This is a genomic window from Halomonas sp. CnH100-B, from assembly GCF_024124605.1.
Classification (GTDB): domain Bacteria; phylum Pseudomonadota; class Gammaproteobacteria; order Pseudomonadales; family Halomonadaceae; genus Vreelandella.
Genome location: NZ_JAMXRX010000002.1, coordinates 499797 through 514020 on the forward strand (window position 1 = coordinate 499797; position 14224 = coordinate 514020).

The 14224-nt window shown below is 60.9% G+C and carries 13 protein-coding genes; 9 read left to right on the forward strand and 4 right to left on the reverse strand.

Annotated features, from left to right (window positions below; genetic code table 11):
* The first annotated feature begins 9 nt into the window (after positions 1-9).
* Together NH398_RS05935 and NH398_RS05940 are read left to right on the forward strand one after the other, a co-directional pair.
* A complete protein-coding gene (locus tag NH398_RS05935) occupies positions 10-1236 on the forward strand; it encodes a YbfB/YjiJ family MFS transporter (RefSeq protein ID WP_253017208.1) in 1227 nt (408 codons plus the stop codon).
* A 63-nt stretch (positions 1237-1299) separates the two neighbouring features.
* A complete protein-coding gene (locus NH398_RS05940; RefSeq protein WP_159341631.1) occupies positions 1300-2763 on the forward strand; it encodes a sodium-dependent transporter in 1464 nt (487 codons plus the stop codon).
* Here NH398_RS05940 and NH398_RS05945 read toward each other — a convergent pair.
* Positions 2686-4071 carry a Y-family DNA polymerase gene (locus NH398_RS05945; protein ID WP_253017210.1) on the reverse strand — a complete coding sequence of 462 codons (1386 nt, stop codon included), beginning with the start codon at positions 4069-4071 and terminating at the stop codon, positions 2686-2688. The two genes, NH398_RS05940 and NH398_RS05945, sit on opposite strands and share 78 nt — an antisense overlap.
* Positions 4068-4511 carry a S24 family peptidase gene (locus tag NH398_RS05950; protein WP_159341633.1) on the reverse strand — a complete coding sequence of 148 codons (444 nt, stop codon included), beginning with the start codon at positions 4509-4511 and terminating at the stop codon, positions 4068-4070. Before NH398_RS05950 ends, NH398_RS05945 begins: the two co-directional genes overlap by 4 nt.
* 363 nt (positions 4512-4874) lie before the next feature.
* Between NH398_RS05950 and NH398_RS05955 the strand changes: the two genes are divergently transcribed.
* Together NH398_RS05955 and NH398_RS05960 are read left to right on the forward strand one after the other, a co-directional pair.
* Positions 4875-5765: an alpha/beta hydrolase gene (locus tag NH398_RS05955; protein WP_159341634.1), complete on the forward strand. Its 891-nt coding sequence runs from the start codon at positions 4875-4877 to the stop codon at positions 5763-5765.
* A 28-nt stretch (positions 5766-5793) separates the two neighbouring features.
* Positions 5794-6843, forward strand: coding sequence for a patatin-like phospholipase family protein (locus tag NH398_RS05960; RefSeq protein WP_159341635.1), 1050 nt, complete (start codon positions 5794-5796; stop codon positions 6841-6843).
* Between the two features lie 61 nt (positions 6844-6904).
* Here the strand turns inward: NH398_RS05960 and NH398_RS05965 are convergent, their stop codons facing one another.
* Positions 6905-7468: a Smr/MutS family protein gene (locus NH398_RS05965; protein WP_159341636.1), complete on the reverse strand. Its 564-nt coding sequence runs from the start codon at positions 7466-7468 to the stop codon at positions 6905-6907.
* A 150-nt stretch (positions 7469-7618) separates the two neighbouring features.
* Here NH398_RS05965 and prmB point away from each other — a divergent pair, with 150 nt between their 5' ends.
* The 5 genes from prmB to phaC all read left to right on the forward strand — a co-directional run bounded on the left by prmB (position 7619) and on the right by phaC (position 12642).
* Positions 7619-8578: a 50S ribosomal protein L3 N(5)-glutamine methyltransferase gene (prmB, locus tag NH398_RS05970; RefSeq protein WP_253017212.1), complete on the forward strand. Its 960-nt coding sequence runs from the start codon at positions 7619-7621 to the stop codon at positions 8576-8578.
* Positions 8579-8591: 13 nt separating this feature from the next.
* Positions 8592-9683, forward strand: a complete 1092-nt coding sequence (gene aroC / locus NH398_RS05975; RefSeq protein WP_188638118.1) for a chorismate synthase — start codon at positions 8592-8594, stop codon at positions 9681-9683.
* A 60-nt stretch (positions 9684-9743) separates the two neighbouring features.
* Complete coding sequence (locus NH398_RS05980) at positions 9744-10115, forward strand: hypothetical protein (RefSeq protein ID WP_159341639.1); 372 nt, start codon at positions 9744-9746, stop codon at positions 10113-10115.
* Between the two features lie 157 nt (positions 10116-10272).
* On the forward strand, positions 10273-10683 hold the full coding sequence (locus tag NH398_RS05985) for a phasin family protein (protein ID WP_159341640.1): 411 nt from the start codon (positions 10273-10275) through the stop codon (positions 10681-10683).
* A 105-nt stretch (positions 10684-10788) separates the two neighbouring features.
* Positions 10789-12642 (forward strand): class I poly(R)-hydroxyalkanoic acid synthase, encoded by a 1854-nt coding sequence (phaC, locus tag NH398_RS05990; protein ID WP_253017213.1) that lies wholly within the window; start codon positions 10789-10791, stop codon positions 12640-12642.
* Between the two features lie 88 nt (positions 12643-12730).
* Here phaC and lnt read toward each other — a convergent pair whose 3' ends face one another.
* A complete protein-coding gene (gene lnt / locus NH398_RS05995; protein ID WP_253017215.1) occupies positions 12731-14188 on the reverse strand; it encodes an apolipoprotein N-acyltransferase in 1458 nt (485 codons plus the stop codon).
* Positions 14189-14224: the final 36 nt, after the last annotated feature.

Below are 14224 nucleotides of genomic sequence, written 5' to 3' on the forward strand. Positions count from 1 at the left end.
GGAGTGTCCATGCCTACTAGAAGTGTTCAGGCCCAGCGCTTTAAAGTTCTGTTGGCGGGGGTATTTAGCCAAATTTTATGTATCGGCATTGCGCGGTTTGCCTATACGCCGCTACTGCCGGTGATGCAGCAGCAGAGCTGGATCAGTGATGCCGATGGCGGTTGGCTAGCAGCGTTGAATTACGCTGGCTATATGCTAGGAGCGGTGCTGGCGGCCTCCATTCGCACGATTTATTTGAAGGACACGCTGTTTCGCATTGGCTTAGTGCTGGCCGTATTAACCACCGCCGGTATGGCGCTAACCGAGCAATTTTGGGTATGGGCGGGGCTGCGCTTTTTGGCGGGGCTTTCTAGCAGCGGCTCGATGCTGTTGGCATCAGGGCTGATTTTGCACTGGCTGATTCAGCACCATCAGCGGGGCGAGCTGGGCATCCACTTTGCAGGCGTCGGCATTGGCATTGTGGTCGCGGCCTTAGCAGTAGAGCTAATGCTGGCGCTGCCAATGAGCTGGCAAGCGCAGTGGTGGGGCTTTAGCGCGTTGGGGGCGGTGCTGCTGGTGCCTGCCTGGTGCTGGTTACCGCGTCCGGTGAAACCGGTGGTAGGCAGCGCTGCCAGTCATCAAGCACCTGCAACGCCGCCTAGCCGCACCTTTATGCGTTTTATGCTGCCTGCCTACTTTTGTGCGGGCTATGGCTATGTGATCAGCGCAACGTTTTTGGTCGCGATTGTGGAGCGTGAACCGCTGCTGGCCGGAGCCGGAAACTGGGCCTTTGCGCTGGTGGGGCTGGCCGCAGCACCCGCCGTGATGCTGTGGGATTTAATCGCGCGGCGGATTGGTTACTTAGGCGCGCTAATTGTGGCCATGCTGGTGCAGGTAGTCGGCATTGTGCTGCCTGCGATCAGCCCAACGTTACCGGGCATTTTGATTAGCGCAGTGCTCTACGGCGGCACGTTCCTGGGGTGCGTCAGTTTAGTGCTGACCATGGCGGGTAGGCTGTACCCCGCCAGCCCCGCCCGCTTGATGGGACAAATGACGTTGGCTTACGGCGCAGCGCAGATTGTGGCACCTGCGCTCACCGGCATGCTCGCGGAAGCCTCCGGCCATTACGATGTCGGCTTGTGGTTAGCGGGTGGCTTTGTGGGGTTGGGTGCCTTGCTGTTGGCGTGGCTGCGTCGCGTCGACCAAACCGCCCAGCGGCTAGATACCGAAGCCAAAGCCAGCTATGCCACGCCGTGATACGTGGGCATTCGCGGCAAAATCCACTAGGATAGGCGCTTTTTTCCGATAGGGTGGAAGGTCATGGCGTCTTCGGGACAACCTCGCATTCAGTGGCTGGGCCGCTGGGGCTTCATGCTGGCAGCCACTGGCTCAGCGGTAGGGCTCGGCAATATTTGGAAATTCCCTTACATCACCGGTGAATACGGTGGTGGGGCCTTCGTGCTGGTCTATTTGGCCTGTATCTTGGCGGTAGGTGTGCCGGTCATGATGACGGAAATTGCCTTTGGCCGCCGAGGGCGCGGTAGCCCCATCGACGCCATTCGCCGGGTGGTAAACGAGTCAGGCCGCTCGTCCGCTTGGTCGCTGCTGGGCTGGATGGCCATGCTGTGCGGCTTTATGATTTTGTCGTTCTACGTCGTGGTGGCGGGCTGGTCGTTCTCCTACTTGTGGAAAATGCTCTCTGGCGGTTTGGCAGGCACCAGCGTCGACGACATGGCGGCCGTGTTTGGGGCCAACAATGCCAACCCGCTGACGCTGGGGGGATGGAGTACGCTGGTCACGCTGCTGACTATGGTCATCGTCGGCAAAGGCGTTCAAGAGGGCATCGAAAAAAACGTCAGTTGGATGATGCCTGGCCTCGTACTCATGCTGCTGCTGTTGATCGTATTTGGCGTGTTTTCCGGCGGGTTTGGTGACGCGGTGCGCTTCCTGTTCTCTTTCAAGGCGGGCAGCCTCTCCAGCGAAGGGATGCTGGCGGCGCTGGGTCATGCGTTCTTTACGCTCTCGCTAGCGTCGGGAGCGATCCTGACCTATGGCAGCTACCTGCCCAAAGGCACCTCCATTGGCCGCACCACGCTCAGCGTCGCCGTGGCGGATACCGTGGTAGCACTCATGGCCGGGCTGGCGATCTTCCCGGTGATTTTTGCCAACGGCATGAATCCCGGCGAAGGCCCAGGGCTGATCTTCATGAGCTTGCCGCTGGCGTTCCAAGCAATGCCCATGGGGACGCTCTTCGGCGTGCTGTTCTTCTTGATGCTCTCCATGGCCGCGCTCACGTCGTCGATCTCCATGGTGGAAGCGACGGTCTCGTGGCTGTGCGATAACAAAGGCATGAGCCGTAAGTCGGCTGCTTGGGCCACCGGCATCGTACTGTGGCTGATCAGCACGCTGGCGATGCTGTCGTTCAACCTGGGCGCCGACTGGACGATGGCGGGCAAGAACGTCTTTGACTGGCTGGATTACCTCACCTCCCGCTGGATGATGCCGCTGGGCGGTCTGGGCATGGTGCTGTTGGCGGGCTTCGTATTGAAAAGCGAGACGTTCCGCGACGAGCTGGGGCTAGCGCCGCTGCCCTATGCGCTGTGGTTGGCCATGGTGCGCTACGTCAGCCCGCTGGGCATTTTGGTGATCTTTGTCGATGCCTTGGGCCTGTATCAGGTCTCGTTTGCCGCCCATTGGCCGGTGCTGCTAGCGCTGCTGGTACTCATTGCCGTGATCGGTGAAGCCATTAGCCCGCGTCTTCGCCAAGCGCTTTCCGCCCGCTAAGCGCTGTTTTTCTCGCCTTGCCCTGGCGTCGGCAATCGCGCCAGGGTGAGTACCTGCCTCCATTAACTCCTCCCAGCACGTGGTGTAACGCCTGGAACGATGCGCGCAGCGCAGTTGCCAAGGCGCGTCGGCATCGGTCATGCCAAAGCGCAGCGTGCCTTGCCCCATCTTTTGGTTGATGGCGTCGACCGTCTTCATCAGCTGCGGGTGCGCCTTGGTCGTGGGCTGCAGCAAAGAGAGCTGGTACTGCTGCGCATCCACCAAGTCCAGCAGCATGACGCCGGCTTTCATGAATGTGTAGCCGGGGCGATACATCTGATCGAGCCCTTCACGCACGGCTTCTAGAATGAGGCGGGTATCGTCAGTGGGCGCAGCGAGGGGAATCATCGCGCTGGGCGAGAGCTGCGGCTGGTCTTTGCGATGGCGATTGGTGTTTAAAAACAGCATCACCGCGCGGGCCAGACTGCCTTGCTGGCGCAATTTTTCGGCACTTCGCTGGGCGTGACGGCGTAGGGCGGCGTGCAGCTCCTCTTTTACGCCGGTGGATTGGCCGAACGAGCGGGAGGTCATGATGCGCTGGCGGGGCTGCTCCACGGCGTTCATCTCTAGGCAGGGCGTACCGCGTAGCTCCAGCGCGGTGCGTGCCAGTACCACAGAAAAGCGTTTGCGCAGCTGCTTGGGGTCGCACTCGCGCAGATCCCAGGCAGTGCGAATGCCACTGACCGCTAGCCGCTCCGCCAAGCGCCGACCGACGCCCCATACCTCGCTAACGGCCAGTTGTCTCAGCACTACCTGCGTGGTAAGGCTCTCGCCGTGAAGCAAGCACACTCCCTCGTAATGCGGCTGCTTTTTGGCCACGTGGTTGGCAAGCTTGGCTAGCGTGTGTGTCGGCGCAAGGCCCACGCACACGGGCAGCCCTAAATGGCGACGAATACGGCGGCGCAGCGCTGCACCGATGGCTTGGCACTGGGCGTCGTCGAAGCCATCCAGGTAGATAAACATCTCATCGATGGAGTAGGGGGCAACCTCCGGACAGGCGTCGCGCAGCAGTTGGGCAAGTCTCGCCGACATATCGCCATACAGCTCGTAGTTGGAAGAGAGCAGATGAATCGCCCCACGGCGGCGTAGCCCCTCTAACTGGTACGCGGGCGTGCCCATGGCGATCTCCATGGCTTTCATCTCCTCCGAGCGGGCAATCACACAGCCGTCGTTATTCGACATCACGCCAACCGGCTTGCCCTCTAGCGCGGGGTTGAACACCCGCTCGCAGGAGACATAGAAGTTATTGGCATCCACTAACCCGATCATGGCAAGTACTCGTGAATGACGGCGCGCACCACGCCCCATAGCTGGCAGTCAGTGCCTTCTAGCGGCAGCGGCGGATAGTGGGGGTGGGCAGAGCAGAGGTGGGGCGTGCCGCGATATAGTGCGTAGCGCTTGATCAGCACTTCCTCGTCGAACATGGCCACGAGGATATGCCCTAAGCGGGGCGTCACGCTGCGGTCGACGACCAGTAAATCGCCTTCGAAGATTCCCCAGCCCTCCATGCTGTCGCCGGTGGCGGTGAGGTAAAACGTTTGGGTGGGGTGTTTGATCAGCCGCGCATTGAGATCGAGGGTGCGCGGCTCGTAATCTTGGGCGGGGGAGGGAAAGCCGCTAATGCCGGCGCGGCCCGTTTGGGGAGGAAACGGCAGCGGCTGAGACGTTAACGGCAAGGCTGTCGCAACGGGGGCGAGTTGAGACGGCATCGTCGGTATCCTCAAGAATAAATAGTGTGTTTATATACAGTATATATAAACAGTATTTATTCACGAGGCAAAAATTGCAAGCACTGCCCTTAGCGAGCCAGCCACAGCCCCACGACCAAAGCACTGATGACTGTAATAAAGAACACAAGGTTGCGAACGCGGGTATCGCGGCGAGGTTTCATGGCAATCTCCATCAAAAAATGAACGGCGTCGTGGCCCATGGCCGCGTAAAAGCAGCACAAGCGCTGCGCCGAGCATGGTAACGTTTGAGCCACAACGTTTGCACCGCAATGTTTGCATCGTAATGTTCACATTTAGGCGCATCATCAGACGCGCCAGATTTTCGCAGTGAGACCCATTGTTATGAACGACGCTTCCCGAGTAGGCGCGGCGCCTCAGCCGCTTTCGTTGGCCGGTGGGCGGTTGGCGGCATTGAGCTGGGGGCAGTACGACGCACCCACCTGGCTGGCGCTGCATGGTTGGCTGGATAATGCCGCCAGCTTTACACGCTTGGCCCCACGCTTGGTGAGCGCGCTGGGCATTCGCATCGTGGCGATCGATTTTCGAGGCCACGGGCACTCCGCTCATGCCCCGACTGGCAGCGACTACGCGCTTTGGGACTACACCCACGATGTGCTGGATGCCATGGATGCCCTAGGCCTCGAGCAGACCACGCTGCTGGCGCACTCCATGGGCGCGGCGGTCTCTTGCTTGGTCGCGGCCGCGCTGCCGGAAAAAGTAGCGCGACTGATTTTGCTGGACGGGTTGGGCGCGCTCAATACGTCGGCAGAAGAGACGGCCAGCCAACTGCGTAAAGGCATCATCGCTCACCGGCGCTCCTCGTCTCGCACACCGCGCTACCCCGACCTGGAAAGTGCCATTGCGGCCCGGGTGGCGGGCGGCGTCACGCCGTTGGATAGCATCACCGCCACGCCGCTGGTCGAGCGTAATACTCAAGCCACGGCCGATGGCAAAGTGCAAATGCGTACCGACAGCCGCCTGCTCAAGCCCTCTCTGGTGCGCTTTACACCGCCGCAAGTGCTAGCGGTACTGAGCGAGATTCGCGCACCGGTGCTATTGATAGAAGGAGAGCAGGGCATTTTGGGCGAGCGTGCCTGGGCAGCCCAGGCGCGGCAGGCGGTGCCGCAGCTCACTCGGCACGTGCTGGCTGGCGGTCACCATTTGCATTTGGAGCCGCAGGCCGTCGAGCGCGTGGCCGAGGTGATTTGCCGGGAAGGCCACACGGCCAGTTAACGTTGGAACACAATACCGACGTGTGCGTATGAGACACCATGCCAAAAAGGAGGGGCAGAACGTGGTTAGCCAGTTGACGGGGAGAGCGTTGGGGAGCGGTCGTAAAGTGGCCCTGGTGCTGGGGAGCGGCGGTGCAAGAGGGTACGCCCATATCGGTGTGATCGAAGCGCTGGAGGCCCGAGGCTTCGAGATCATTTCGATTGCCGGGTGCTCCATGGGTGCGCTGATCGGTGGCATTTATGCCTCGGGCAAGCTGCCGGAGTACCGCGAGTGGGTGTGCAACCTCGACTACTTGGACGTGCTAAAGCTGGTCGACGTGACCTGGAGCCCCATGGGGGCGATGCGCGCCAATAAAGTGATGAGCAAATTGGAAGAGTTAGTGGGCGACCGACTGATCGAAGATCTGCCCATCCCGGTGACCACCGTGGCGACGGACTTGGTGCGCCAACGCGAAGTCTGGTTTCAAAACGGCCCGCTGCTGCGAGCCATTCGCGCCTCGATTGCCGTGCCTGGGGTGATTACGCCGGTCCACATCGGCGAGCAGGTGCTGGTGGATGGCGGGCTGCTCAACCCGCTCCCCATGATGCCGATTCTCGCCGCCCACGAGGCGGATTTCGTGGTTGCCGTCAACGTTACCGCCCACAGCCCGCAGCCCGTAACGCTGGACGAGCTGCTGCCCCAGGAGGGGGGCGATGACGACCGCACCGCCTTGGAGCGAGACCGCGACGCCAATATAGGCGGCTGGATGGATGAAGTACGCGCCACGACCCGGCGGCTTTGGGGCGGCCTGGGCGGCGGCGGTGACGACAGCGACGACGATGAGACGGTGGACCTGCGCGGTAAGCGCGAGTGGGGCAAGCTGGATATGATTCTGGAGTCGTTCGATATCACCCAGGCGGCGCTGGCGAAGTACAAAGTGGCGGGCTACCCGCCTGACGTACTGATCGAAATTCCCAAAACGGTGTGCAGTACCTACGAGTTTCACCGCGCCAACGAGCTGATTCGGTTAGGCCGCCACCTAGCCGACGAAGCGTTGGAGCGACGCATGCCGAGCATCGCCTCGGATGCAGCTGAGTAGTCGTGACGAGGGCGTGGCGGCGAAAAAACAGTGATTCAACGCAATGGCAGAAAAGGTATCGCTACTGGCCGCGCTTGCGCAGCAGGATATACACCGCCCCGGTGCCGCCATCGATATCGGTGGCGGAGCAGAACGCCAGCACGCCGGGCCACTCCCGTAGCCACGCGTTGGTGTGGCTTTTCAGTACCGGGAAATCGGACGTGGTGCCCCACGCCTTGCCATGCACCACCAGCACACAGCGCAGCCCCTGGGCAGCGGCATCGCGCAAAAAACTCTCCAGCTCCAGCCGCGCCTCTTCCAAGGTGTAACCGTGCAGATCCAACCCCGCCTGCCACGCCGTCTGCCCGCGCTTGAGCTGGCTGAAGGTGCGCCAGGGCAGGTCCGGCACGCTGAACTCTAAATACTCGGAGGGCCGAACCGCCTCCACCCGGCCATCGGACGTGCGCCCGCTGGTTTGCAGCGTACTGCTCTCGACCGCCGCTCGGCGACGCGCTTCGCTGGCATCTGACTGGCGCTTTGGCTTGCCGGGGTCGGCTTGGTTGGTGGCAATACGGCGTACCCCTGCCGCCTGCAGCGCTTGGCGAAAGGCACTGATATCGTCATCATTGGGCAGGTGTCGCGTCATGGTCGGCTCGAATCAACTAAGTAGTGGTGAAAAAAGGGGCGGTGGATAAAAAACGCTAAGGCGAGACAGTATAGCGAGCTTGGCGCTGCTGTGAACCGGGCGGCGTCAAAGGTACAATCCCCCAACGACCTTTTGACGCCAGGAGCCCTTGTGACCACGCATCTCACCGATGAGTCCTCCCCTTCGACGCTATCGCTGCCGGATTCGGCGCTGGTCAGCGATCTTTTTACACTGCGGGACTATTTGCGCTGGGTCTCCAGCGAGTTCTACTTGGCGGGGTTGCACTATGGGCACGGCACGCAGTCACCCTGGGACGAGGCGGTCGCCCTCTGCCTGGGCGCGCTGCATCTTCCTTGGAACGTCGACCCGGCCGTGCTGGATGCGCGGCTGCTGCCCATCGAGCGTGAGCGGATCATTCGTCTCGCCCGCGAGCGCGTTACCACGCGCCGCCCGCTGCCTTACCTGCTGGGGGAAGCCTTCTTCGCAGGCTACCCCTTCAATGTAGATGAGCGCGTGCTGATTCCCCGCTCACCGATTGCCGAGCTGATCGAAGATGGTTTTGCGGCGTGGTTCCCCGAAGAGCCGCCCGCCCGCGTGCTGGATTTGTGCACCGGCTCCGGCTGCATTGGCATTGCCACGGCGCTGGTATTGCCCACCTGCGAAGTGGCGCTGGCGGATATCAGCCAGGATGCCTTGGCCGTGGCGCGGCAGAATATTACCCGTCACGATGTCGGCGACCGTGTACGCGCCGTGGAGTCTGACGTGTTCGACGGCCTGGAAGGCCAGCGCTTCGACCTGATCGTCTCCAATCCGCCCTATGTCGATGAGCGCGACCTGGCCACCATGCCCGCCGAATTTCGCCATGAGCCAGCGCTGGCGCTGGGTTCCGGCAGCGACGGCCTGGATATCGTGCGGCGCATTCTGCGCGAGGCGCGTAACCATCTAACGGCCGAGGGCTGGCTGATTGTTGAAGTCGGCAACTCTGACTGCCACTTAGAGGCGGCCTTCCCGGAAGTGCCCTTTATCTGGCTTGAATTCGAGCGTGGCGGCCAGGGCGTGTTTGCCCTGAGCGCCGCTGAACTCGACGCCCATGCGGCGTCTTTTGCGTGAGGAATTAACGCCCATGTCTGGCAATACGTTTGGCAAACTGTTTACCGTCACCACCTTTGGCGAAAGCCACGGCCCCGCGTTAGGGGCCATTGTCGATGGCTGCCCTCCGGGCATTGCGATTAGCGAAGAGGATCTGCAGGGCGATTTGGATCGTCGCCGCCCCGGCAGCTCGCGCCACACCACCCAGCGCAAAGAGCCGGATCAGGTTCGTATTCTGTCCGGCGTGTTTGAAGGCAAAACCACCGGCACCTCGATTGGCCTGCTAATCGAAAACACCGACCAGCGCTCCAAAGATTACTCCAAGATCAAAGACCAGTTCCGCCCCGCCCACGCGGACTACACCTACCATCACAAGTATGGTCACCGGGACTACCGGGGTGGCGGCCGCTCCAGCGCCCGTGAGACCGCCATGCGCGTGGCGGCAGGTGCCATTGCCAAAAAGGTGCTGGCGGCACAGGGCATTCAAATTCGCGGCTACATGAGCCAGCTCGGCCCGATCAAGATCGACTTCAAAACCTGGGAAGCCGTCGATCAGAACGCCTTCTTCTGCCCCGACCCCGATAAAGTCGCCGAGCTAGAAAGCTACATGGACCAGCTGCGCCGGGACCAAGACTCCGTGGGCGCGGAAATTACCGTGATTGCCGATGGCGTGCCCGTAGGCCTGGGCGAGCCGGTCTTCGACCGTCTGGATGCTGACCTAGCGCACGGTTTGATGAGTATCAATGCGGTAAAAGGGATCGAGATTGGCGCGGGCTTTGGCTGCATTGCCCAGCGCGGCAGCGAACACCGCGATGAGATGACGCCGGAAGGCTTTCTTTCCAACCATGCGGGCGGCGTACTGGGCGGTATCTCCAGCGGCCAGCCCATCGTCGCACGCCTAGCGCTGAAGCCGACCTCCAGTATTACCACGCCAGGGCGTTCCATCGATGTGCACGGCGAGCCGGTCGAGGTGATCACCAAAGGGCGTCACGACCCCTGTGTGGGCATTCGGGCAACGCCGATTGCCGAGGCCATGATGGCGATTACGCTGCTCGACCACTGGCTGCGCCACCGGGGCCAAAACGCTGATGTCAGCGTTGATACACCGCGTTTAGGCCAGCAATAACGCCAAGGTACGCTGAGTGGTTCGCTGCTACACTCAAGGAAGACGGTTAAGGAGTGCCCTATGAAAATTAACGTTGAGTTTGACCTGACGCCGGATGAATTTCGGCAGTCGCTGGGGCTGCCCGATGTGGAAGCGTTCCAACAGAGCCTGCTGGACAACATCCAACGGCAGATGGAATCAGGGGTAGAAGGTTACGACCCCATGAGCTTGATGCGTCCTTTCCTGCAGCAACCCATGATGCAGCAAGGACTTTCACAGGGGCTTGCTAACTTTGGCACCTATCAGCAGATGATGCTGGATATGCTGCGTCAGGCCGGTAGTGCCCATAGTGGCGGTGCCAGCCAAGCAGATAGCGAACCCTCGTCGGCGGCCAGTGAGAAGACCACCAAGGCGAAAGCCACGGCATCGTCGCGCTCTCGAGCCAAAGGGTAGGCGAGCCAGGCGCTATCAAAAGGGGCCCTGCAGTGGGAGTTAGTGGCATGTTGCAAAGCAGCATGCCACGTATTACTCTTTTTTGCGGTGCAACAATTTGCGATGTGATGAGCCACTCCAGGCTCATGCCAAGGAACGAGAGACAGGAGCAACCACAATGCAAGATAAAATGATGGACGCCTTTAACGCCCAAACCCGCCAAATGTTCGAGCCGATGCGTAAGATGAACTCGCTAATGCTCAACAACATGGAAAAAATGACCCAATACCAGCTGGAAGCGATGAAACGCTACAGCCAAATGGGCACCGAGCGCATCCGCAGCGCCACAGAGATCAGCGACGCCGAAAGCCTGCGCGATTTCGGTACCAAGCAAGCGGAAATGATGAACGAGCTTTCCCAGCAAATGCAGGAGGACGCGCGGGTGATGAGCGAAATGAGCCTGCAGTTCAAATCCGAAATGGAAAAGCTGTTTAGCGAAGCCGGACAAAAAATGAGCGAACAAGCTAGCGCGGCCGCCAAAGGCGAGCAGCCTGCCAAGGCGTCCAGTCAGTCGTCTCGCAAGAGCTAATCGTTGAAAGAGTTGTGCGGCGCCCATAAGGCGCCGCCTTCTTTTGTCGTGTTCTTTAGTGCGTTGCCAGGGCGGACGCCGCCCAGCAGGTGAGGGGGAAGTGGTATGCAGTCAGGGTGGAAAATGCCGTCTCAACACTATTCGCAAGAAGAGATGGAGGCATGGAAAGAGCAGCTCGACGATATTGGTGAGCAGTACAAAGCGCTCTTGGGAGACTTGCTGACACGCATGGCGCCCAGCGAAGCCGCCGACTCCGTCTACAGCGATATGCGCGAGAGCTTCGAAGCCGCCGCCCGCTCGCTGATGAGCAACCCGAATCTGCTGTGGCAGACCCAGTCGCGGCTGCTGCAAGACCAGTGGCTGCTATGGCAGCAGGGCGTGCGCGCCATGGCCGGTGAACAGGTGGCTCCGCTGGTGACGCCGCCCAAACATGACCGCCGCTTCAAGGACGACGCCTGGACCACCGACCCCTACTACATGGCGATCATGCAGCAATACCTGCTGTTTTCGCAGATGGTCGACGAGCTGATTAACGACCTCGACGGGTTAGACCCCGTACATAAGCGCAACCTGACGTTCTATGCCCGACAGTTGGTGAATGCGATGTCACCCACCAACTTTGTCTCCACCAACCCGGAAGTGATGCGCCGCACCCTGGAAACCAAAGGCCAGAATCTCGTCGATGGCCTGACCCGGCTGCGGGAAGACCTCGCCAACTCGGCAGAGGGCATCAACGTGCGCATGACCGACCGCAGCGCCTTTGGCGTGGGCGAGAATATCGCGGTAACGCCTGGCGCCGTGGTGTATGAAAACGAGCTGATTCAGCTCATTCAGTACACGCCGACCACCGAAAAAACGTTCAAAACGCCGCTGTTGATCGTGCCGCCCTGGATCAACAAGTACTACATCCTCGATCTGCGGGAAGATAACTCGCTGGTGAAGTGGATGGTCGATCAAGGTCACACGGTCTTTTTGATCTCCTGGCGTAACCCCGGTCCCGAGCAGCGCGACATTACCTGGGCCGACTATATGCAGATGGGCCCGATCAGTGCCATGGAGGCCATCGAGCATGCCTGTGGCGAGAAGTCGGTCAACCTGCTGAGCTACTGCGTGGGCGGCACGCTGACGGCCTCCACCGTGGCCTACCTCACCAGCACCCGCCGTGGCCGCAAGGTGAAGTCGGTCACCTATATGGCCACGCTGCAGGATTTCCGCGATCCGGGTGATATCGGCGTGTTCCTGAACGAGCGCGTGGTGCAGGGTATCGAACAAACCATGCAGATGAAGGGCTATCTGGATGGCCGCTCCATGGCCTATACCTTCAACCTGCTGCGGGAAAACGACCTGTTCTGGTCGTTTTATATCAACAACTATTTGAAGGGCGAGATTCCGGCGGCCTTCGATCTGCTCTACTGGAACACCGACGGCACCAACCTGACGGCCGGTACCCACGCGTGGTACCTGCGCCATATGTACCTTGAAAACCGCTTGGTGGAACCCGGCGGCATCGAGTTGGATGGCGTCAAAATCGACCTGCGCAAAATCTCGGCGCCCAGCTATTTTGTGTCCACCAAAGAGGACCACATCGCCAAGTGGAACAGCACCTACTATGGCGCACTGTTGCCCAAAGGCCCGACGACCTTCGTGCTGGGTGGTTCTGGACACATTGCCGGTATCGTGAACCCGCCCCATAAAAACAAATATGGCTATTGGACCAACGACACGCTGCCCGACAGTCACGACGCCTGGCAGGAAGGCGCGACCTTCCACGAAGGCTCCTGGTGGCCCCACTGGCAAGCGTGGGTGACGGAGAACGGCTACGCGGATGCCGACCCGAAAAAGATGGTGCCCGCCCGCCAGCCGGGGGAGGGGGAGTTAAAAGTGATCGAACCCGCACCGGGTCGCTACGTGCGCATGACCATTCCGGAAGTGTTAGGAGAAATCCCCAGCAGTACTTAGCCGGCGCGTTTTAACGAAGCCGCCTAACACGAAGCCCCCGACCACGAACGTGGCTGGGGGCTTTTGTATGGCCGCTGGGCTATGGGCATTAGCGCCGACGCACGAACCCCGGCAGCAGCAGTAACCCCGCCAGCAACCAAACGGGCAGGCTGCCCAGTCGGGTGAACGGCGTGAGCCCCTCCATGGCGTAAAACTCGCCAGTGAGGTAGGTGGTCTCGAACTGCGGCGCGCGGTCCACCACGTTGCCACGCGGGTCGATGATCGCGGTAATACCGTTGCTGGTGGCACGTACCACGTAGCGGCCGTTTTCCAAGGCGCGCAGGCGCGCCATTTGCAGGTGCTGGTGCGGGCCAATGGAGGCCCCGAACCACGTGTCGTTGGAAACGGTCACGATCACGCCGCTGTCTGCCGCCCGTTGGGCGACCAGCTCAGGGTAGATGATCTCGTAGCAAATGGCGTTACCGATAGCGACACCGGCCGCTTGCATGGGCGTTTGATCCGCAGCGCCCTTGGTAAAGCTGGACATGGGCAAGTCGAAGAAGTTGATTGCGCCGCGCAGCAGGCTCTCCAGCGGCAGGTACTCACCAAACGGCACCAAGTGCTCTTTTTGGTAGCTGCCTTCCACGTTACCAACGCCAATCACGCTGTTGAAGTAGCGGTCGTCCTCATCCAACTGCACGATGCCCGTCAGCAGTGCGGTGTCGACGGGCAGGTTGGCCTGCACTCGTTCCAGCACGGGCCGCGCCTGGCTATCGATCATGGGCAGCGCGGTTTCCGGCCACAAGATCAGATCTGCCTCGTCTGCGACGTCGCGAGTCAACTCGCTGTAGGTATTGGCGGCGGTGCGCTGGCCTTCGGGGGTCCACTTGAGTAGCTGCGGCAAATTCCCCTGCAGCAGCGCCACGCGAGTCGATTCGCTGACCGGTGTCGTCCACTGGTGGGGTAGCGCAAGCGGGGCTAGCCAAATGGCCGCCAGCGGAAGCGCGGCCCACCACTGGCGGCGCAGCACTTCCACCCCCAGCGTGCCGGTAAGCACCACCAGCAGCGAGAGTAAGTACACGCCCCCAACGGGTGCCCAGCTAGCCAGCGGGGAGTCCACGTAGCTAGAGCCCACCAGCAGCCAGGGGAAGCCGGTAAACAAGTAAGTGCGCAGCACTTCGCCCAGCACCCACGCGCCTGCGAAGGTAAGCAGCGCCCAGCGGGGGGCGATAAAGCGCCGGTAGAGCCAGAACGTGCCCGCGAAGAACAGCGCCAGTACGCCCACAAACAGCGCGGTTAAAAAGACCGCGAGCGGCACACCGGTATAGCCGTAGTCGTGAATCGAGACGTAAACCCATGAGGTGCCGCTGGCAAACAGCGCCACGCCATACAGCCAGCCTTTTAGCGCTGCCTGGCGCGGGGTAAGCGTGTGTAGGCCCACGTACAACAGACCCATGGCCACCGGGCCTAGCCACCAGAGTTCGAAAGGGGAAGCAGTCAGCGTGGTGAAGCCGCCCGCCACCAGGGCGGCGAGCAGCTGTAGCGTCAACGTGGGTGTGAACCCCATGGCGATATCCTATCTAGGGTGGTAGAGGCAGTGAGA

What these genes read in the sequence shown, in the direction of transcription:
- NH398_RS05940 (WP_159341631.1), top strand. Translation starts at nt 1,300, where the DNA reads ATGGCGTCTTCGGGACAACCTCGCATTCAGTGGCTGGGCCGCTGGGGC.
- NH398_RS05965 (WP_159341636.1), bottom strand. Translation starts at nt 7,468, where the DNA reads ATGACGCGACACCTGCCCAATGATGACGATATCAGTGCCTTTCGCCAA.
- NH398_RS05985 (WP_159341640.1), top strand. Translation starts at nt 10,273, where the DNA reads ATGCAAGATAAAATGATGGACGCCTTTAACGCCCAAACCCGCCAAATG.
- phaC (WP_253017213.1), top strand. Translation starts at nt 10,789, where the DNA reads ATGCAGTCAGGGTGGAAAATGCCGTCTCAACACTATTCGCAAGAAGAG.
- lnt (WP_253017215.1), bottom strand. Translation starts at nt 14,188, where the DNA reads ATGGGGTTCACACCCACGTTGACGCTACAGCTGCTCGCCGCCCTGGTG.
- NH398_RS05980 (WP_159341639.1), top strand. Translation starts at nt 9,744, where the DNA reads ATGAAAATTAACGTTGAGTTTGACCTGACGCCGGATGAATTTCGGCAG.
- aroC (WP_188638118.1), top strand. Translation starts at nt 8,592, where the DNA reads ATGTCTGGCAATACGTTTGGCAAACTGTTTACCGTCACCACCTTTGGC.
- NH398_RS05945 (WP_253017210.1), bottom strand. Translation starts at nt 4,071, where the DNA reads ATGATCGGGTTAGTGGATGCCAATAACTTCTATGTCTCCTGCGAGCGG.
- NH398_RS05960 (WP_159341635.1), top strand. Translation starts at nt 5,794, where the DNA reads ATGAGACACCATGCCAAAAAGGAGGGGCAGAACGTGGTTAGCCAGTTG.
- NH398_RS05950 (WP_159341633.1), bottom strand. Translation starts at nt 4,511, where the DNA reads ATGCCGTCTCAACTCGCCCCCGTTGCGACAGCCTTGCCGTTAACGTCT.
- NH398_RS05935 (WP_253017208.1), top strand. Translation starts at nt 10, where the DNA reads ATGCCTACTAGAAGTGTTCAGGCCCAGCGCTTTAAAGTTCTGTTGGCG.
- NH398_RS05955 (WP_159341634.1), top strand. Translation starts at nt 4,875, where the DNA reads ATGAACGACGCTTCCCGAGTAGGCGCGGCGCCTCAGCCGCTTTCGTTG.